We start from the raw sequence: 20,022 nt of genomic DNA, 5'->3' as shown, positions 1-20,022 counted from the left end.
GGGCTCAGACGGCCGCCTTCTTCAGCCGGCGGCGCTCCCGCTCGGACAGGCCGCCCCAGATGCCGAAGCGCTCGTCGTTGGCGAGGGCGTACTCGAGGCATTCGGAGCGGACCTCGCACGCGAGGCAGACCTTCTTGGCCTCGCGGGTGGAGCCGCCCTTCTCGGGGAAGAAGGACTCGGGGTCGGTCTGGGCGCACAGCGCGCGCTCCTGCCAGCCGAGTTCCTCATCCGCGTCGTCGACCAGCAGTTGCTGCACCAGCTCGGTCATGTGCGCCCCTCGCTCTGTCTTTTCGCGTCCCCGTGACGTGGCCGTTACCGATTGCGGCTGAACGACACGAGTGAAATTACAAGTGTGCTGCTCCGGGCGAGTCAAGCCGAGATCTGCTATTGAGCCCCTTATTCACTCTGCGGAACCAAGGGCGTGCGTTAAGTACTCAAATCGCCATATACCTTGACACGCAGCTGGGGTCCCGGAGGGCTCCCGGCCCGCGCGGCGCCTCTAAGGGGAAGGACGCCCACGGGTTCGATCCCGTTCCGACACGTGCGCGGAAGCGAACCGGATCACAGTCGGATCACGGGATGACAACGAGGCTTGCGCGCCCGGCTTGTGCGCCATGTGTCCCGGCAGCCATGTGCACAAACCTTTCACCTGACAGATGAACCGGATGAGGTGAACCGGTCCCACATGCCGGCTGTCGAGTTGACAGCGGAGGTGTGAACCGGTGTCCTTGTGGGCATGCTCGCGAACTTGGCGCTCACCTCGACCCGCACCGCCGGGTCCCACGGTGCTGCCCGTGCTCGCTGTAGCTGTTGTTGCTGTTCCGGCTGTTGAGCCCATAGCGCTCCGGCCGACCTCCCCTGAGTCCACCGCGACTCGGCTGCTTGTTCCCCGCCCCGACCCGGGCATTCCTCCCGCCCGTGACCCGGGCGGCGGTACGCGACACCAGCCCCCCACTCCTCCGCTCCTTCCCCGAGGAACCACGCACTCCATGAACAGCGACAGCGACCTTCAGATCGCCGGCGACATCCTCGAAGTCCCGCACCTCCTCCAGGCCCCGCGCGAGCACCCGGCGACCGTCGCCGAGTTCGTCGGCCTGGCCCGCTCCATCGCCGCCGACCGCTCCGCGTGGGAGCACCTGGTCCGCTACGACGCGACCAGCCGCTGGTACCACCGGCTGCGCACCGGACCGGGCTACGAGGTGTGGCTGCTGTCCTGGGTGCCGGGCCAGGGCAGCGGGCCGCACGGCCACGGACGCTCCTCCGGTGTCCTCACCGTCCTGGAGGGCACGTTGACCGAGCGCACCGAGCGCGGCACGCGCGCGCTGGGCGCGGGCGCGCAGCGCGTCTTCGCGCCGGGGTACGTGCACGAGGTCGTCAACGACGCGCTCGAGCCGGCCGTGAGCCTGCACGTGTACTACCCGGGGCTCACGGAGATGCCCGTGCACTCCTTCCAGTGCTCGGCGACCACCGTGAGCGCGTGACGCGTTGTCGTACCCGCCTGCCAGACTTGCCCCCATGCGCATTGTGGTTCTGGCAGGCGGCATCGGCGGTGCCCGGTTCCTGCGCGGTCTGAAGCGGGCCGTGCCGGACGCGGACATCACGGTCATCGGCAACACCGGCGACGACATCCACCTCTTCGGGCTGAAGGTCTGCCCGGACCTCGACACGGTGATGTACACGCTCGGCGGCGGCATCAACGAGGAGCAGGGCTGGGGCCGGTCCGACGAGACCTTCCATCTGAAGGAGGAGCTCGCCGCGTACGGCGTCGGGCCGGAGTGGTTCGGGCTGGGCGACCGGGACTTCGCCACGCACATCGTGCGGACCCAGATGATCGGCGCCGGGTATCCGCTCAGCGCGGTCACCGAGGCGCTGTGCGACCGGTGGCAGCCGGGCGTGCGGCTGATCCCGATGACCGACGACCGCGTCGAGACCCATGTCGCCGTCGAGGTGGACGGCGAACGCAAGGCCGTCCACTTCCAGGAGTACTGGGTGCGGCTGCGGGCGTCGGTGCCGGCCGAGGCGATCGTGCCCGTCGGCGCGGAGCAGGCCAAGCCCGCGCCCGGGGTGCTGGAGGCGATCGCGGAGGCCGACGTCGTCCTCTTCCCGCCGTCCAACCCGGTCGTCTCCATCGGCACGATCCTGGCCGTGCCCGGCATCCGGGAGGCCATCGCCGAGGCCGGGGTGCCGGTGGTGGGCCTGTCCCCCATCGTCGGGGACGCGCCCGTGCGCGGCATGGCCGACAAGGTGCTCGCGGCGGTCGGCGTGGAGTCGACGGCCGCCGCGGTCGCCGAACACTACGGCTCGGGCCTCCTCGACGGCTGGCTCGTCGACACCGTCGACGCGGGCACCGTGGAGCGGGTCGAGGCCGCCGGGATCCGCTGCCGCGCCGTCCCGCTGATGATGACCGACATCGACGCCACCGCGCGGATGGCCCAGGAGGCGCTGGCGCTGGCGGAGGAGGTGCGCGGGGCGTGACCGATACCGTCGACAGCACCCTGGAGGACGAGGCCGGTGACCGGGGGTACCGGGTGTGGGCCGTGCCCGGCCTGCCCGAGGTGCGCCCCGGCGACGACCTGGCCAAGCTGATCGCCGCCGCCGAGCCGGGGCTCGCCGACGGGGACGTGCTGCTGGTCACCTCCAAGATCGTGTCCAAGGCGGAGGGCCGTGTCGTGCGGGCCGACGACCGGGAGGCCGCGATCGACGCGGAGACCGTCCGGGTCGTGGCCCGGCGCGGGACCCTCAGGATCGTCGAGAACCGGCAGGGCCTGGTGATGGCGGCCGCCGGCGTCGATGCCTCCAACACCCCCGCCGGGACGGTGCTGCTGCTGCCGGAGGACCCGGACGCCTCCGCGCGCGCGATCCGCGACGGGCTGCGGGACATCCTCGGCGTGCGGGTCGGGGTCGTCGTCACCGACACATGCGGGCGGCCCTGGCGCGCCGGGCTCACCGACATGGCGATCGGCGCCGCCGGCGTGCGCGTCCTGGACGACCTGCGCGGGGGCACGGACGCGTACGGCAATCCGCTCAGCGCGACCGTCGTCGCCACCGCCGACGAGCTGGCCGCCGCCGGCGACCTGGTCAAGGGCAAGGCCGCCGGGCTGCCCGTGGCCGTCGTACGCGGCCTGGCGCACGTCGTCTTGACCGGCGGGGACGAGGACGGCGCGCGGGCCATGGTGCGCGGGGCACGCGACGACATGTTCCGGCTGGGCACCTCGGAGGCGGTCCGGCTCGCGGTCACCCAGCGACGTACGGTGCGCGCCTTCACCGACGACCCCGTGGACCCCGGCGCGGTACGGCGGGCGGTCGCCGCGGCCGTCACGGCGCCGGCTCCGCACCACACCACGCCCTGGCGGTTCGTCCTGCTGGAGTCGCAGGCGGCGCGGGTGCGGCTGCTGGACGCCATGCGGGACGCGTGGATCGCGGACCTGCGGCGGGACGGCAAGAGCGAGGAGTCGATCGCCAAGCGGGTCCGGCGGGGGGACGTGCTGCGCAACGCGCCCTATCTGGTGGTGCCGTGCCTGGTGATGGACGGGTCGCACACCTACGGCGACCCGCGGCGGGACGCGGCCGAGCGGGAGATGTTCGTCGTCGCGGCCGGCGCCGGGGTGCAGAACTTCCTGGTCGCCCTGGCCGGGGAGCGGCTGGGCTCCGCGTGGGTGTCGTCGACGATGTTCTGCCGGGACGTGGTGCGCGAGGTACTGGAGCTGCCGGAGCACTGGGACCCGATGGGCGCGGTCGCGGTCGGGCGTCCGGCGGAGGAGCCGCGGGCTCGGCCGGAGCGGGACGCGGGAGGGTTCATCGAGGTGCGGTGAGGCGGGGCGCCTAGTCTCTTAGGGGCGGTACCAGCCCGTTCCCGTTCCCGCTCGCCCCGCTCCTCCTCTTCCCTGCTGTCTCTTCTTCGGCTCCCGCACTCCCTACTTCCCCAGGACTTCTTCCGTGGCAGGACGCTTCGCTCCCCGGCCCACGCGGACGACCGTACGCGGCGGGTACGTCGCCGTGCCCGGCGCGCGGGACGGCGCGCGGCCGGTCACGGGGCGGGTGCGGACGTGGGTGCCGGAAGGGCCGCTCGAGCTCGGGCTGGTGCTGGGGCCGCTCAGGCGGGGGCCCGGGGATCCGACGTTCCGGACGACGCCCGACGGGTCGGTGTGGCGGGCCAGCCTGACGCCCGCCGGGCCCGGGACGCTGCGGGTCGTCGCGGTCCCCGGGGGCGGGGCCGTGCGGGGGGAGGCCTGGGGGCCCGGGGCCGACTGGCTACTGGAGCGGATGCCGGAGATGCTCGGGGCCGCCGACGATCCGGAGGCCTTCGTACCGCGGCATCGGCTGGTGGCGATGGCGCGGCACCGGCGGCCGGGGCTGCGGTTGACGCGGACCGGACTGGTGCTGGAGTCGTTGATCCCCTCGATCCTGGAGCAGAAGGTCACCACCGACGAGGCGTACCGGGCGTGGCGGCGGCTGGTGCGGAAGTTCGGGGAGCCGGCGCCGGGTCCCGCCGGGGCCGGTGAGCGGCCGATGTGGGTGATGCCGGCGCCTCGGACATGGGCGCTGATCCCGTCGTGGGAGTGGCATCGGGCCGGGGTCGACAACAAGCGGGCGTCGACGATCCTGCGGGCCGTTCGGGTGGCGGGGCGGCTGGAGGAGGCCGTGCGGATGTCTCCGGCCGAGGCGCAGGCCCGGCTGGAGGTGGTGTCCGGGATCGGGCCGTGGACGTCGGCGGAGACGGTGCAGCGCAGTCATGGGGCGGCGGACGCGGTGACGGTGGGCGATCTGCATCTGCCGGGGATCGTGGGGTGGGCGTTGGCGGGGGACCGCGACGCGGACGACGCGGTGATGCTGGAGTTGCTGGAGCCGTACGCGGGCCAGCGGCATCGGGCGGCTCGGTTGATCCTGCTGAGCGGGAAGGTGCCGGCGCGGCGGGCGCCGCGGATGCCCCGGGGGGACATCGGGCGGTTGTGACGTCCCCCGGCCCGGGGGCGCGCACCCGGACGGGCTGCTCGTGCTCGGGCCCGCCGAGAGCGTACCGACGGGCCGAGTCACGCCTGTGCGCGCCGCCTCGCGCTACCGGCGCCGCCTCGTACTACCGGCGCCTCCCCGCGCTTCTTGCGCTGTCGGCGTCTCTTCGCGCTGCCGACGTCTTTTTCGCGCTCCGGGCGGCTCCTCGCGCTATCTGCGCCGCCTCGCGCTCCGTGCGCCAGCGCCGGCGGCTCCTCGCGCTCTTCGCGCTGTCTGTGTCGCCTCGCGCTGCGTGCGCCGGCTGCCGGCGGCTTCTCGCGCTACCGGCGGCTACTGGTCCGACGAGAACCGCAGGGCCCCCGCCGGGATCTTCGCGTCGCACCACACCCGTGCGCCCTCGCGCAGTTCGTTGTCGGGGCCGACGATCGCGCCGTCCCCGATGACCGTGCCGGTGAGGACGGAGCGTGAACCCACGCGGGCGCGGGTGCCGATGAGGGAGTCGGTGATGACGGCGCCGGGTTCGATGACCGCGCCGGGCAGGATCGTCGAGCCGAAGACCCTCGCCCCTTCCGCGACGAACGCGCCCTCGCCGACCACCGTGCCGCCGGTCAGCTTCGCGTCGGGGGCCACGGTCGCCGTCGGCAGGACCAGACGGTCGCCGCAGCGGCCGGGGATCGCCGGGGAGGGCGCCCGGCCCAGGACCAGGTCGGCGGAGCCGCGGACGAAGGCCGCCGGGGTGCCGAGGTCCAGCCAGTAGGTGGAGTCCACCATGCCCTGGAGGTGTGCCCCCGCCGCGAGGAGGCCGGGGAAGGTCTCCCGTTCCACCGACACCGGGCGGCCGAGCGGGATGGTGTCGATGACCGAGCGGCGGAAGACGTAGGCACCCGCGTTGATCTGGTCGGTGACGATCTCCTCGGGCGTCTGGGGCTTCTCCAGGAAGGCGAGGACCTTGCCCGTGTCGTCGGTGGGGACCAGGCCGTAGGCGCGCGGGTCCGTCACCTTCGTCAGGTGCAGGGAGACGTCGGCGCCCGTCGTCTCGTGGGTGTCGACCAGCCTGCGGATGTCGAGGCCGGTCAGGATGTCGCCGTTGAAGACCAGGATCGGGTCGTCGGGGCCCGAGTGCAGCCGGGAGGCGACGTTGCGGATCGCGCCGCCCGTGCCGAGGGGTTCGTCCTCGGTGACGTACTCGATGTGCAGGCCGAGCGACGAGCCGTCCCCGAAGTACGGTTCGAAGACCTCCGCCAGATAACTCGTGGCGAGGACGATGTGGTCCACGCCTGCGGCTTTGGCCCGCGCCAGCTGGTGCGTCAGGAACGGCACTCCGGCCGCCCTGACCATGGGCTTGGGCGTGTGCACCGTGAGCGGGCGCAACCGGGTGCCCTTGCCGCCGACCAGGAGGATCGCTTCTGTCACCTTCGTCTCTGCTTCCTGCCGGGACCGGCCGAACTGTCTTTCGGCCGGCCAGTGTATGCAGACCGTTGTGCGGCAACTTCGATGGCCGTGCGGTGTCGCATGCGGTACTCCATGCGCTGTCCCCCCGACGGCTGTGGAATGTGCCCCCCACTGAACGCGCACGTGTCCCACGGGGCCTCCCCAGGCCCCGGGGCACGCGTTCCGGCCTGCCTCAGCGCCCCTGGAGGCGCGCCGCGGCGGAGCGGGCCGAGCCGAGCTTGCCGTATAGCTGCCGCCCTGGGCATTCCGTGGCGAAGCCGTCCCGGTGGCCGGAGATGACGTTCAGTCGTACGTTCTTACCTTTTCGGTAGAGATTGCCACCTCCGGACTTCAGATATGTCTTTCCGCTCGGATTGGCCCCGAAGAGACCCAACTTCCACGCGGTCAGCCGAGCGATGGCCGTCACGGTCGCGGCCGGCGGCTTGGTCTTGGTGTAGGTGCCGAGGACGGCGATCCCCATGCTGTTGCTGTTGAACCCGAGGGTGTGGGCGCCCAGGACGGGCTTCGTCACGCCCCCGGCCCGGCCCTCGTAGATGTTTCCGCACTTGTCGACGAGGAAGTTGTAGCCGATGTCCCGCCAGCCCATGCTCACCACGTGGTAGCGGTAGATACCGCGGATGACGGACGGGGCCTGCGCGCACTTGTAGTTGTTGCCCGAGGCCGTGTGGTGCACGAAAGCCGCCTTGACCGTCGTGGTGTAGCGGAACCCCTTCTCGCGCAGCGTCTCGTCGGCGCTCCAGCCGCCGCGTGTGACGATGCGCGGGCGCGGGCCGATGTACGGCTTGGCCCGCTGACCCTTCGTCAGCTTCGCTCCGGCCGGGACGGCCGGCGCGGCAACGGCTGCTGCCGCCGGTTCGGCCGCCTTCACGACGGCTGCGGCGTCGGTGCGGGCCGTGGCCGGCAGGGCGCGGGTGCGCGGTGAGCCCACCGGGGCGTGGGCCGGGGTGAGGCCGGTCGTGCCTGGGTCGACGAGTTCCAGGTGCAGGCCCGAGGGGAGTGCGGCGGCCGTCGGCGCCGTACGGGTGGCCCGGGCGACGTCGTCCGTACGGTCGTTCGCGTGCTGCTCGGTGTGTCCGGCGGCGGGGCTGACACGGAGTTCGACGCCGTCGGAGTCACCGACCCACAGCGGGGCGGTGGCGCCGCGGACGCGTCCCGAGGTGCGTTCGGGGGTGTCCGGGTCTGCGCCGTGGTCGATGTTGTGGGGGTCGACGTCCTGCCAGTCGGACCAGATGCCGGTGGCGGTGGCGCGGGTGCGGACCTGGACGCGGCCGTGGAGTTCGGCGCCGGGGTCGTCCCAGACGACGCCGAGCAGGGAGAAGGGGCGCACGCCCCGGCGGGTCAGGCCCTGTTCGGCTCCGGTGGGACCGAGGGAGCGGTCGTGGGTGAGGGATGTGAGGGGCAGTGACTGGGTGCGGCCGGGTAGGGAGGCGGTGGTCGGGGCGGTGGCCCGGGACGCGGCGGTCGCCGTCTCCGCGGTCGACGCCGGCCGCACCGTCGCCGCGGTGGCGGGCGGCGCCAGCGGAAGGGCGAGAGCCGCCGCACAGGTGACACCGATCGAGGAAGCAAGCAATCCACGCATGGCACTGATCCTGGACAGACCCATACGTATCCGCATATCGAGGAATTGACGGGGTGTCGGGCCCGTTCCGCCGAACCGGTGGCCCGGCGGGGGGTGCCCGGAGCGTGCGGCGCGTACGCTTGCCCGGGTGAACGCCACCGATCGCACCCCTGCCGACCTGCTGCGTTCCGCGCTCGCCGCGGATCCCGCGCGCCCGCTGGTGACCTTCTACGACGACGCCACCGGGGAACGGGTCGAATTGTCCGTCGCCACCTTCGCCAATTGGGTGGCCAAGACCGCGAACCTCCTCCAGGACGGGATGTCCGCCGAGCCCGGCGACCGGGTCGCGCTGCTGCTGCCCGCGCACTGGCAGACGGCGGCGTGGCTGCTGGCGTGTGCGTCGGTCGGGGTCGTCGCGGACGTCGACGGGGATCCCGCGCGCGCGGACTTCGTGGTGGCCGGGCCCGGGCGGTTCGAGGCGGGGCTGGCGTGCCGGGGCGAGCGGTACGCGCTGTCGCTCGCGCCGCTCGGCCGGCGGTTCGTGCCGGGGCCGCCGGAGGGGTATGCCGACTACGCCGTGGACGTGCCGAGTCACGGGGACCGGTTCGTGGCGTACGCGCCGGTGGACCCGGAGGAGCCGGCGCTGATCGTGGCCGGGGCGGAGTACACCGGCGCGGAGATCACCGAGCGGGCCCGGGCGGACGCGGCGGGCCTCGGCCTGACGGGCCCCGGCTCCCGGCTGCTGTCGGGCCTGCCGTACGACACCTGGGAAGGGCTGAGCGCCGGCCTGTACGCGCCGCTGGCCAGCGGCGGCTCCGTGGTCCTGTGCCGGAACCTGGACCAGGCGTCCGAGGAGACCCTCGACAAGCGCATCGAAAGCGAGCGCGTGACGGCCACGGCCCGCTAGGCCCTGTCGTTCGGATCATCCCGGCGCCGCAGGGCCTAGGCCGGACGACCGGGGCCGGGGTGCCTTTTCGGGTGCCGGCCCCGCGCACGGCTGTCGCGACCCGGGCTTCAAGGCCCGGGCCGCCGGTCCGGGTCCTGGGGCGTCGACCACGCCGCCGGGGTGAGCTGCGGCAGCCCTGCTGACGCTGGAGCCCCGGCACCCACCCCCTCGCCGCGCTGAGATCCACCGCCGCCGCCACCCCCTCACCGCGCTGAGATCCACCGCCGCCACCCCCTCACCACGCCAAGCCCCACCGCCCACACCCCCTCAGCGCGCCAAGGCCCACCGCCGCCACCCCCTCGCCACGCCAAGCCCCACCGCCCACACCCCCTCATCGCGCCGAGGCCCACCGCCGCCACCCCCGCACCGCCGGGGTCCGCCGTCGTCCCGTCACCCGTTCGGCCTACCTCCACCCCCACCCCGCCCCCCACTCGGGCCATCGTCGTAGGAGCGGCAGGTGAGTGGTGCCGTGGCTCCTACGGTGGGCAGGAGGGGTGGTGGGCGTGGGCGGTAGCGCGGGCACGGCCAAGGGGCCCCTCGGGCCGGAGGTGGGGGCCTCGGCGTTCGGGGTGGGGCTCATACGCCGGCGTCGGCGCCGGTGGCTGCGGTGCGCGGCGGGCGCGGTCGCCGTTCTCGTCGTCGGCACCGGGGTGGCCGCGTGGGCGGTGTACGCGAAGCTCGACGGGAACATCACGCCCGACGAGGCCGCCGCGGCGGAGCTGGAGCGGTACGCGAAGGAGCGGCCGACCTCGCTGGTGAAGGACGCGCGGAACATCCTGCTGATCGGGTCGGACACGCGCGCGGGCGCCGGCAACCGACAGTACGGGCGGGACTCGGGGACCGAGCGGTCGGACACGACGATCCTGCTGCACCTGTCCGCCGGGCGGCGCAGCGCCACCGCCGTCTCCCTGCCCCGTGACCTGATGGTGGACGTGCCGAGCTGCCGGCGGCCGGACGGGACCCGGACCGAACCGATGTTCGCGATGTTCAACTACGCCTTTCAGACCGGCGGCTCGGCCTGCACGATCCGCACGGTCGAGAAGCTGACCGGCATCCGCGTCGACCACCACGTCGTCGTCGACTTCCGCGGCTTCAAGAAGATGGTCGACGCCGTCGAAGGGGTGGAGGTGTGCTTGAAGGAGCCGATCCGCGACAAGGACGCCAAGCTGCGGCTGCCCGCGGGGCGGGTGACGCTCGACGGCGAGCAGGCCCTCGGTTACGTCCGCGCCCGCAAGTCCCTCGGCAACGGCAGCGACACCGACCGGATGGACCGCCAGCAGCGGTTCCTCGCGGCGCTCGTCAACAAGGTGCGGAGCAATGACGTCCTGCTGAATCCGGTGAAGCTGTATCCGGTGCTGGACGCCGCCACGTCCTCTCTCACCACCGACCCGGATCTGGCGAGTCTGCGCGGGCTCTACGACCTTGTGCGCGGATTGCGCGACATTCCCACCGAACAGGTGCGATTCCTGACCGTTCCGCGGGAGTCGTACGTCTACAACGCCAATCGCGACCAACTCGTGGAGCCCGAGGCGGAGAAACTCTTCGAACTGTTGCGCACCGATGCACCCGTTCCGATCGAACCGAAGAAGAGGACCGCGAAGGGCGCCGAGCGTCCTGCCTCCGCGCGGTCGCGCGGTCACACCGGGTACGAATCCCCGCCGCCCGCGTTCCGCGGCACCACGGCCGCCGAGGACACGTGCGGGTAAAGCGCTTGCCAAGCCTGGCCCGCCCGAGCCCCTTCCAAACGTCTTCCGACGCACACGAACGAACTTAAGTTCAAGGAAATGGGACGGATTGCCCGGTTGTAGGGAAGTGGAATTTGTCACCGTCGTCGCTCCACGCTGAACTGGGCGGATAGTGTGAGCGATCCGGTGCACCCGGCCGCGAGGTCCGTCCTGGGGTCGTGCACTGAGCGACTGAGTGACCGAGACGACCCGAGCGCCTTCTGAGGGGGAAAGGCGCCGCGTGGCCCCGACGGAGGATTCGGACAACCGTGGACGCGCAAGGCCGTGGGCGGGCGGACAACATCGACCCCGCAGACCAGTGGGTGCTCAATCCGGACACCGGCGAATACGAACTGCGACTGACCCCTTCCGCACCGCAACCGGCGGTCCCGGCGCCCCGCAGGGGCGCCTCCCGCGCGGGACGCGCCCGGACGGCGGGACAGGAGAGCCGTACGGCGGCCCCCGGCCGGGAGACCGCGGAGGTGCCGGGGCAGCGGCGCCGCCGGGCCGCGCCGGAGGAACCGCTTCCGGGCCGGCGCGGGCGTCGGCAGCCGGTGAAGAAGAAGTCGAAGGCGAAGAAGGTCCTGCTGTGGACCGGCGGCGTCATGGCCTTCGTCCTGGTGGGCACGGCCGGTGCGGCCTACCTCTACCTGGAGCACCTCAACGACAACATCAACTCGCTCTCCGACGACGGCGCGAGCACGGGCGGCTTCAGCAAGGACAAGGCGATCAACCTGCTGCTGATCGGCACCGACAAGCGCACCGGCTCGGGCAACGAGGGCTACGGCGACTCCGGCAGCGTGGGCCACGCCGACACCACGATCCTGCTGCACGTCTCCAAGGACCGTACGAACGCGACCGCGCTGAGCATCCCGCGCGACCTGCTGGTGGACATCCCGGACTGCGAGACCACGCAGGAGGACGGCTCCAAGAAGGTCATCCCGGGCTCGGACAACGTCCGCTTCAACACGAGCCTCGGCCAGGACGGCCGTACGCCCAGCTGCACCATGCGCACGGTCACCGAGCTGACCGGGATCACCCCGGACAACTTCATGGTGGCCGACTTCAACGCGGTGAAGACGCTGACGACGGCGGTCGGCGGGGTCGAGGTGTGCCTGGCCAAGGACATCGACGACCCGGACTCGCACCTGAAGCTGTCGAAGGGCACACACACCATCGAGGGCGAGCAGGCGCTGGCGTTCGTACGGACCCGGCACTCGGTGGGCTTCGGCGGCGACCTGAGCCGGATCGGGATCCAGCAGCAGTTCCTCAGCTCGCTGATGCGCAAGCTGAAGTCGAACGACACCCTCACCAGCCCCAGCAAGATGATCAAGCTGGCGGAGGCGGGCACCAAGGCGCTGACCGTCGACTCCCAGCTGGACAGCATCGGCAAGCTGAAGGACCTGGGTCTGGAGCTGGGCAAGCTCAACACCAAGAACCTGACCTTCACGACCGTGCCGGTGGTCGACAACCCGGCGGAGAAGGTGAAGGCGACGGTCGTCCTCAACCAGTCGACCGCGCCGACCGTCTTCCAGATGATCCGGGACGACGTGTCCTTCACCGAGGTGAAGGAGAAGGCGCAGGCGTCGAAGAGCGCGGCGGCCGCGGCCGCGGCGGCCCGCCTCAAGGGCACCCAGTCCGCCGCCTCCGAGGTGCGGGTGCGGGTGATGAACGGCGGCGCCCCCGCCGGCAGCGCCCAGGAGACCCTCAGCTGGCTGCAGAACGAGGAGGGCGTGACGAAGTCCGAGAACGCGGGCAACGCGCCGCGGGAACTGAGCAATACGACGCTCGAGTACGCGCCGGAGCAGGCCGCCCAGGCGCGCAAGCTCGCCGCCGTCATGGGACTGCCGGGGACCGCGCTCAAGCCGGGCGAGAGCGTCGAGAACGCCCAGGGGCTGCCGACGATGACGCTGACGCTGGGCAAGGATTTCAAGGGTGCGGGCGTCTCGCTCACCGCTCCGACGAAGGTGCCGGCCACCGTCGACAAGTCCACGGCGGACAAGGTCGAGTGCGCCAAGTAATCACCAAGTAGGTAACCCTGCGGGCCCGTCGTGCGTCTGACGTGACGCGGGACGGGCCCGTGTCAGGCAGGCGCAGGGCGGGGAGGGCAGGGGAAGTGGCGCGGAGCAGTGTGCGGGGGGAGGCTCCCGGGACCGAGGACACGACATCCACGGCGGTCCGGGACCAGGAACAGGACCAGGGCCAGGGCCAGGGCCGGAGCACGGACCACGGGCAGGACCGGAGCACGACGGACGACACGCGGCACCGGGACACGGCCGACGACGGGCGGAGATCCCCCGCCGACGACGCCGACGCCACCGCCGACGACGCCGCGGACGCCACCGCTGAGGACCCCGCCGACGCGAAGGACGCCGGGACCACGGACGACGCCTCCGACGCCGGTGAAGCCACCGACGCCGAGGACTCCGGCGGTACGGGCGACTCCGGTGGTGCGGGCGACGGGCACAGACCCGGCCGCAGACGGCGCAGACGGCGCGTGCTGCGCTGGTCGGCGACGGTGCTGGCGCTGGTCATACTCGGCGGGGCGGGCGCCGGCTACCTCTACTACGAGCGGCTCAACGCCAACATCAAGAGCGACGACCTGAACCTGGGTGACGCCAAGGACCGGGCGGCCGACACCAAGGCCAACGCGGCCGGCCAGAAGGCGCTGAACATCCTGCTGATCGGTTCCGACGCCCGGGACAGCGAGGAGAACCAGAAGCTCGGCGGCGCCCGGGACACCTTCAACGGTCCCCCGCTCGCCGATGTGCAGATGCTGCTGCACGTCTCGGCGGACCGCAGCAACATGTCGGTGGTGAGCATGCCCCGCGACACCCTGCTGTCCATCCCCAAGTGCACGGACCCCGACGACGGGCACGTGTACAAGGCGCTGGAGCGGGCGATGACCAACAGCTCGCTCAGCCGCGGCGGTCCGGGCTGCACGGTGGCCACGTGGGAGAAGCTCACCGACATCCACATCGACCACTTCATGATGATCGACTTCGCGGGTGTGGTGTCGATGGCGGACGCGATCGGCGGCGTACCGGTGTGCGTGGACGCCAACGTGTACTCGCACACCCGCGACGGCAAGGGCTCCGGTCTGAAGCTGGCCAAGGGCACCCACGACATCAAGGGCAAGCAGGCCCTGCAGTGGCTGCGCACCCGCTACGGCTTCGAGGACGACACCGACCTGGCCCGGGCCAAGGCGCAGCACATGTACATGAACTCGATGGTCCGTCAGCTGCGCTCCGAGGCCAGGCTGTCCAACCCGAACGCGCTGCGCAGGCTCGCCGAGGCGGCCACCGAGGCGATCACCGTCGACGACGGCCTGGACAGCATCAAGAAGATGTACGACCTGGCGACCGAGCTGCAGAAGGTGCCCACCGAGCGCATCACCATGACGACGATGCCCAACCGCTATGTCGGCAGCCGGGTGGAGCCCACCGAGGACGCGCAGCAGTTGTTCCGGCTGGTGCGCGAGGACATCGCCCTGGACGGCAAGGACGCCAAGGGCACCGAGGACGCCGCTCAGCCCACGGCCGGCGCCACCCCGGCCGCGGGTGCCACCCCGACCGCCGGCGCCACCCCGACCGCCTCGCCCTCCCCCGGCGACCAGGCCGCCGCCGACGGTGAGATCGCGGTGCAGGTCCGCAACAGCACCTACACCGACGAGCTGGGCTCGGCCCGCGGGCGGGCGAACACGGTGGCGAGGCTGCTGGTCGACCAGGGCTTCACCGAGGCCGTGGCGGACAACACGCCGGCCACCGCGGAGAAGACGACGGTGGTCCGCTACCCGAGCGCCGACCTCCAGGGCGACGCCGAGCGGGTGGCGAAGGCGCTGGGCATCCCGGCGAGCGCGGTGAAGAAGTCCACCGACGTCTCCGGCGTCACGCTGTTCGTGGGCGCCGACTGGCGGACGGGGACGACGTACGAGGCGCCCGCGCAGGACGACACGACCCCGGAGTCGGCGCGGGCGATGAACGCCTCCGACACCAGCCAGTGCATGCACGTGGACCCGGACTACACCTGGTAGTCCGGGTCCGGTGACAGCCTTCTGCGTGCTGCGTCCTGCGTCTCCCGGGGCTCTCAGCGCGTCTCGGCGCTGAGGACCGCGGGACGGCGGGAGGCGATGACCTTCCTGGCCAGCGACTTCGGGCTGGTCAGGAAGCCCCAGCCCCACGACATGTGCATGGTGGCGAGGGCCACGGGGATCCGCAGGCGCGCCTTCAGCGGCAGGCCCTTGCCGGCCGGAACCGACCCGGCGACGATCGCCGCGAGGTAGCCGCCGGGCACGACGAAACCGAGCGGGGTGACGGCCGCGCCCACGACCAGGCCCGCCGCTATCGCGCACACGGCGGTCGGCGGGGCGAGGTAGCGCAGGTTGATGGAGCCCTCGTGGTAGCGGGCGACGACGTGCCGCCAGCGGCCGTAGTCCTTGTACTGCTTGGCGAGCGCCTTGACGCTGGGCCGCGGCCGGTACGACACCTTCAGCTCGGGCGAGAACCAGATCAGCCCGCCCGCCTCGCGGATGCGGAAGTTCAGCTCCCAGTCCTGGGCGCGGATGAACTCCTCGTTGTAGCCGCCCTGCTGTTCCAGCGCCTCACGCCGGAAGACACCGAGGTACACCGTCTCGGCCGGGCCCGCCTGACCGCCCGTGTGGAAGGCGGCGTTGCCGACGCCGATCTTCGAGGTCATGGCGGCGGCGACGGCGTGCTCCCAGTCGTTCTCGCCCTCGGCGTGCATGATGCCGCCGACGTTCTGCGCGCCGGTCTCCTCCAGGAGCCGTACGGCGGTGGCGATGTAGTTCGGCGAGAGCATGCCGTGCCCGTCGACGCGGACGACGACCGGGTGGCGCGAGGCCTTGATCGCGGCGTTCAGCGCGGCGGGCGTACGGCCCGTCGGGTTGGGGACCGTGTGCACGCGCGGGTCTTCGGCGACGAGCTCGGCGGCGATCTCGTCCGTGCGGTCCGTGGACGGACCGAGGGCGATCACGACCTCCATCTCGCCGGCGTACTCCTGCGCGAGGATCGCTTGGACGGCTCCGCGCAGATGCCGCTCCTCGTTGAGGACGGGCATGATGACGGACACGGCGGGGAGCTGCACGTCGGACTTGGCGTTCATAGGGGGCTCACGTTACCGCGAACGGGGGACACCGGTGCGCCCCGCCGGGTCCGCTGCGCCGGGCGACAGATCGTATCGGCCTACTGTGCTCACGGCTCCCCCTCGTACGGCCGTCGCCCGGAGGTGACCCGCATGCCCCCCACCCCGCCCCGGTCCTCCGCCGCCTCCCGGCCCCCACGCCGCCCGCCGCTGCGGCCGCCCGTCCGCAGGAGACGTCCCCGCTGGGCCATGCGGGCGACGATGACGCTGTCGGTGGTGATCATGGCCTCCGCGGGCATCGGCCACTCGGTGGTCAGCAGCCTGGACTCGAACATCGCCCGGGTCGACGCCTTCAAGGACATGAAGAACCGTCCGCGGGCCGGGCACGGGATGAACGTGCTGCTCGTCGGCACCGACGGCCGCGAGCGGATCACGCCGGAGGAGCGGCGGCGCTACCGGCTGGGCGGCGCGCCCTGCCACTGCACGGACACGCTGATGATCGTGCACATCTCGGAGGACCGGGAGCGGGCCAGCGTGGTGAGCCTGCCGCGCGACTCGTACGCGCAGACGCCCCCGCACACCGACGGCACCACCGGGGAGACGCACGCCGGGCACCCCATCAAGATCAACGCGGCGTACGCGGAGGGCGGGCCGCAGCTGACCGTGCGGACGGTGGAGCACATGACCCATGTGAAGATCGACCACTATCTGGAGGTCGACTTCACCAGCTTCATGAAGACCGTCGACGTCCTCGGCGGCGTGAAGGTCTGCACCGCCGAGCCGCTGAAGGACACCTACACGGGCCTCGACCTGCCACCCGGCACGCACACGCTGAAGGGCGGCGCGGCGTTGCAGTACGTGCGCTCCCGGCACGCCGACGCCTCCTCGGACCTCGGGCGGATGAAGCGTCAGCAGCGGTTCATGGCCGCGCTGATCGACCGGGCGACCTCGTCCGGGATCCTGCTGAACCCGCTGCGGTTCCGGGACGTGACGCGGGCGGTGCTCGGCTCGGTCCGCGCCGACCGTGGCTTCGGCACGGACGAGTTGCTCGACCTCGGCCGGGCGATGCGCACCTTCTCCCCGTCCTCCTCGGAGTTCACGACCGTCCCCATCATGCGGATGGAATACGCCGTGAAGGGCATCGGCTCGACCGTGAAGTGGGACCCGGTCAAGTCGGAGCGGCTCTTCAAGTCCCTGCGCGAGGACAAGCCGCTGGCCGTGGAGCGGTCCCGGGTGCGCGACGTCACACCGCGGGTGGAGGTGGAACCGCGGCGGATCCGGGTGCACGTCGAGAACGGCACCCGCACGCCCGGCCTCGCCAAGCGGATGGACGCGGCGCTCGCCGCCGTCGGTTTCTCCACCACCGGCCGGCCGAGCACCGCCGCGGACCGCACGGCGCGGCGCACGGTCATCAGCTACGACCCCCGCTGGGACCGCTCCGCCAAGTCCCTGGCCGCAGCCCTCCCCGGCAGCGAACTGCGTCCCGTGAAGTCCCTGGGCCCGACCCTGAAGGTGACCGTGGGAACGGCCTCGAGCCCGGTGCGCAAGGTGAAACCCCATAACCCGGTCCTCGAGGCACAGGGCGTGGTGCGGGGGGACGAGGTGGGGTGCCGTTAGGCCCTGTCGTCTGGATCGTCCCGGCATCGCGGGGCCCGGGCCGAGCCGCCGGGCGGCGCGCGACGGCGGGGGTCAGCCGTCGAGGCCCTCGGCCGCTCGCTGTTCGCGCAGGGCCATGATGGCCTGGCGGCGGGCCAGGCGGTGGGTGCGGCGGATCTGGGCTTCCTGGTGGCGGCGGCGGTCGCGGTCGGTCTCCGGGAGGACCGGGGGGACGCGGCGGGGCTTGCCGTCGGCGTCGACCGCGGCGAAGACGAGGTAGGCGGAGCCGACGTGGGTGGGCGGCGCGGACTCGTTCCAGCGCTCCGCGAGGACCCGTACGCCGACCTCCATGGAGGTGCGGCCGGTCCAGTTGACCTGGGCCTTCACATGGACGAGGTCACCGACGCGGACCGGCTCCAGGAACGCCATCTCGTCCATGGACGCGGTGACGGCGGGCCCGCCGGAGTGCCGGCCGGCGACGGCGCCCGCCGCGTCGTCGACGAGCTTCATGATCACCCCGCCGTGCACCGTGCCCAGGAGGTTGGTGTCGCTGTGGGTCATGATGTGGCTCAGGGTGGTACGGGACGCGGACGTGGGCTTGCCCGGTATGTCCGAGGTGCCCGACTCCGCTGCGGTGACCTGGTCTGTCATGTCCTCCACCTTATGCCGAGGGGGACAAGGCGGGATTTTGTGTCAGCTTGGCAACAGCGGCGCTCTTATTTTCCGACGACCCTTGTAAGGCATACAGCCTGGACCGGCACACTAAGGCGCATGAACGATTGGCCCGAGCGATGGTCCGACGACAACCGCGGCAGCCGGTACGGCGGCGGCAGCGCGAGCGCACAGCCGGAGAGCGCGCGCGTGATGCGCCAGGTCCGTCGCGGGCCGGCCGCCCCGCCGCACGGCGGCGTCCCGCAGCAGCCGTCGTACGTCGACGGCCAGGGACACGGTGACTTCACGAACGCCCGGAACACCGGGTACGACAGCGGCTACAACACGGGCCAGGTCTACGGTGGGCCCGGCGGCGGAGGCGGGGCGGGTGGCGGGGGTCCGCGTCCCGCGCCGAACTGGCGGCGCCGCATCAAGTGGACGGCGATCACCGTCACGACCGTGCTGGTGGTGACGACCGTCTCGACGTACTTCTGGGCCGACTCCAAGCTCAAGCGGGAGGTCGACCTGTCGAAGGTCATCGACCGGCCCGAGGAGGGCAAGGGCACCAACTACCTGATCGTCGGCTCCGACAGCCGTGAGGGCATGTCCGCCGAGGAGAAGAAGGAACTGCACACCGGGTCCGCCGACGGCAAGCGCACGGACTCGATGATGATCCTGCACGTCGGCGACAACGGCGACACGCTGATCTCCCTGCCCCGCGACTCCGACGTGGAGATCCCGAGCTTCGTCGGCTCGGAGTCCGGCAAGCGGTACGAGGGCACGGGCCGGCACACCAAGCTGAACTCCGCCTACGCCGAGGACGGGCCCGAACTGCTCGTGCGGACCGTCGAGTTCAACACCGGTCTGCGCATCGACCACTACGTCGAGATCGGCTTCGCCGGCTTCGCGAACATCGTGGACGCGGTCGGCGGCGTCGAGATGGACATCCCGCAGGACATCAAGGACACCAAGTCCGGCGCGGACCTCAAGAAGGGCAAGCAGACCCTGAACGGCGAGCAGGCCCTCGCCTTCGTCCGCACCCGGTACGCGCTCGCGGGCTCCGACCTGGACCGCACGAAGAACCAGCAGAAGTTCCTCTCCGCCCTCGCCAACCAGGTGGCCACCCCGGGCACGATCCTGAACCCGTTCAAGCTCTACCCGACCATGGGCGCGGGCCTGGACTCGCTGATCGTCGACAAGGACATGGGCCTGTACGACCTGGCGTCGATGTTCTGGGCGATGAAGGGCGTCAGCGGCGGCGACGGCAAGTCGATGAACATGCCGATCTCCGGTTCCTCCGGCGGCAACCTGGTCTGGGACAAGGCGAAGGTGAAGCAGTTGGTCACAGAGCTGAGGAACGACGAGAAGGTCACGGTGTCGAGTGAGTGACCAGCCCGGCGGCAGACCGCCGTTCGGCGCCGTCCTGTGCGACGTCGACAACGTCATACGGCACTTCGACTCCACGCATCTGGAGGCGCTGGAACGCGCCGCCGGGCTGACCGAGGGCACCACCAAGAAGGTGGCGTTCTCCCCGGAGGTCGACGGTCCGCTGCTGCTCGGCCGGATCACCGAGCAGGAGTGGGTGGCGGCCATCGCCGCCGGACTGGCCGGCCTGGTGGACGAGGAGACGGGCTGGGCGCTGGGCACGGCCCTGCTGGAGTCGCCCTTCCACGCCGACGAGGCCGTGGTGACCCTGTTGCGCCGGGCGCAGATCCGGGTGCCGCTGGTCCTGCTCTCCAACGCCACGCTCGGCCTGGAACGGGACCTGGACGCGCTCGGCCTGACCGAACTCGCCGACCATGTCGTCAACAGCGCCCGGGTCGGCCTCGCCAAGCCCGACCCGCGCATCTTCGAACTCGCCGCGGCCCGGGCGGGCGTACGGCCCGAGCGCTGCCTGTTCGTGGACGACACCCTGGAGAACGTCGAGGCGGCGGCCGCGCTGGGGATGACGGCCGTGCACTTCCGCGAGGCGGCCGATCTGGAGCAGGCGCTCGCGCCGCTGTTCGTCTGAGCGTACGGACGCCCCCGCCCGGCAGCGGGCGGGG

16 protein-coding genes are annotated in these 20,022 nt (G+C 71.9%); 11 read left to right on the top strand and 5 right to left on the bottom strand.

Annotated elements, in window-relative coordinates; genetic code table 11:
• Positions 1 to 4: 4 nt before the first annotated feature.
• Positions 5 to 268, bottom strand: a complete 264-nt coding sequence (locus tag ALMP_RS01540) for a WhiB family transcriptional regulator (protein ID WP_003975777.1) — start codon at positions 266 to 268, stop codon at positions 5 to 7.
• 721 nt (positions 269 to 989) lie between these two features.
• Between ALMP_RS01540 and ALMP_RS01535 the strand changes: the two genes are divergently transcribed.
• From ALMP_RS01535 to ALMP_RS01520, 4 genes are all read left to right on the top strand, one after another.
• The gene (locus ALMP_RS01535) at positions 990 to 1,481 is read left to right on the top strand and encodes a cysteine dioxygenase family protein (RefSeq protein WP_264924066.1); all 492 of its coding nucleotides are present in this window, start codon (positions 990 to 992) and stop codon (positions 1,479 to 1,481) included.
• Positions 1,482 to 1,515: 34 nt separating this feature from the next.
• A complete protein-coding gene (gene cofD, locus ALMP_RS01530) occupies positions 1,516 to 2,475 on the top strand; it encodes a 2-phospho-L-lactate transferase (RefSeq protein WP_264924065.1) in 960 nt (319 codons plus the stop codon).
• A complete protein-coding gene (locus ALMP_RS01525) occupies positions 2,472 to 3,812 on the top strand; it encodes a coenzyme F420-0:L-glutamate ligase (RefSeq protein ID WP_264924064.1) in 1,341 nt (446 codons plus the stop codon). The genes cofD and ALMP_RS01525 overlap by 4 nt, the downstream gene beginning before the upstream one ends.
• Positions 3,813 to 3,936: 124 nt before the next feature.
• On the top strand, positions 3,937 to 4,953 hold the full coding sequence (locus ALMP_RS01520) for a DNA-3-methyladenine glycosylase (protein ID WP_264924063.1): 1,017 nt from the start codon (positions 3,937 to 3,939) through the stop codon (positions 4,951 to 4,953).
• A gap of 327 nt (positions 4,954 to 5,280) precedes the next feature.
• Here ALMP_RS01520 and ALMP_RS01515 read toward each other — a convergent pair whose 3' ends face one another.
• Together ALMP_RS01515 and ALMP_RS01510 are read right to left on the bottom strand one after the other, a co-directional pair.
• Positions 5,281 to 6,363, bottom strand: coding sequence for an NDP-sugar synthase (locus tag ALMP_RS01515; protein WP_264924062.1), 1,083 nt, complete (start codon positions 6,361 to 6,363; stop codon positions 5,281 to 5,283).
• Between the two features lie 211 nt (positions 6,364 to 6,574).
• Positions 6,575 to 7,981, bottom strand: a complete 1,407-nt coding sequence (locus ALMP_RS01510) for a peptidoglycan recognition protein (protein ID WP_264924060.1) — start codon at positions 7,979 to 7,981, stop codon at positions 6,575 to 6,577.
• A gap of 127 nt (positions 7,982 to 8,108) precedes the next feature.
• Here ALMP_RS01510 and ALMP_RS01505 point away from each other — a divergent pair, with 127 nt between their 5' ends.
• From ALMP_RS01505 to ALMP_RS01490, 4 genes are all read left to right on the top strand, one after another.
• Positions 8,109 to 8,867, top strand: a complete 759-nt coding sequence (locus ALMP_RS01505) for a TIGR03089 family protein (protein ID WP_264924059.1) — start codon at positions 8,109 to 8,111, stop codon at positions 8,865 to 8,867.
• A 542-nt stretch (positions 8,868 to 9,409) separates the two neighbouring features.
• Positions 9,410 to 10,612 (top strand): LCP family protein, encoded by a 1,203-nt coding sequence (locus tag ALMP_RS01500; RefSeq protein ID WP_264924057.1) that lies wholly within the window; start codon positions 9,410 to 9,412, stop codon positions 10,610 to 10,612.
• 287 nt (positions 10,613 to 10,899) lie between these two features.
• The gene (locus ALMP_RS01495; protein WP_264924056.1) at positions 10,900 to 12,651 is read left to right on the top strand and encodes an LCP family protein; all 1,752 of its coding nucleotides are present in this window, start codon (positions 10,900 to 10,902) and stop codon (positions 12,649 to 12,651) included.
• A 95-nt stretch (positions 12,652 to 12,746) separates the two neighbouring features.
• Entirely contained in the window at positions 12,747 to 14,663 is a 1,917-nt protein-coding gene (locus tag ALMP_RS01490; RefSeq protein ID WP_375803409.1) for an LCP family protein, read from the top strand.
• A 53-nt stretch (positions 14,664 to 14,716) separates the two neighbouring features.
• Here ALMP_RS01490 and ALMP_RS01485 read toward each other — a convergent pair whose 3' ends face one another.
• Positions 14,717 to 15,751, bottom strand: a complete 1,035-nt coding sequence (locus tag ALMP_RS01485) for a glycosyltransferase family 2 protein (RefSeq protein WP_264924055.1) — start codon at positions 15,749 to 15,751, stop codon at positions 14,717 to 14,719.
• A 132-nt stretch (positions 15,752 to 15,883) separates the two neighbouring features.
• Between ALMP_RS01485 and ALMP_RS01480 the strand changes: the two genes are divergently transcribed.
• Positions 15,884 to 17,347, top strand: a complete 1,464-nt coding sequence (locus ALMP_RS01480; RefSeq protein WP_264924054.1) for an LCP family protein — start codon at positions 15,884 to 15,886, stop codon at positions 17,345 to 17,347.
• A 72-nt stretch (positions 17,348 to 17,419) separates the two neighbouring features.
• Here ALMP_RS01480 and ALMP_RS01475 read toward each other — a convergent pair whose 3' ends face one another.
• Entirely contained in the window at positions 17,420 to 17,977 is a 558-nt protein-coding gene (locus ALMP_RS01475) for an acyl-CoA thioesterase (protein ID WP_264924053.1), read from the bottom strand.
• Between the two features lie 120 nt (positions 17,978 to 18,097).
• Here ALMP_RS01475 and ALMP_RS01470 point away from each other — a divergent pair, with 120 nt between their 5' ends.
• Both ALMP_RS01470 and ALMP_RS01465 read left to right on the top strand, forming a co-directional pair.
• On the top strand, positions 18,098 to 19,366 hold the full coding sequence (locus ALMP_RS01470) for an LCP family protein (RefSeq protein WP_264924052.1): 1,269 nt from the start codon (positions 18,098 to 18,100) through the stop codon (positions 19,364 to 19,366).
• Positions 19,359 to 19,988, top strand: a complete 630-nt coding sequence (locus tag ALMP_RS01465; RefSeq protein ID WP_264924051.1) for an HAD family phosphatase — start codon at positions 19,359 to 19,361, stop codon at positions 19,986 to 19,988. Before ALMP_RS01470 ends, ALMP_RS01465 begins: the two co-directional genes overlap by 8 nt.
• The last annotated feature ends 34 nt before the right edge of the window (positions 19,989 to 20,022 follow it).

The sequence above is a fragment of the Streptomyces sp. A012304 genome (genome assembly GCF_026008495.1).
In the GTDB taxonomy this organism is placed as follows: domain Bacteria; phylum Actinomycetota; class Actinomycetes; order Streptomycetales; family Streptomycetaceae; genus Streptomyces.
This window is presented reverse-complemented; position numbering and strand designations above follow the sequence as displayed.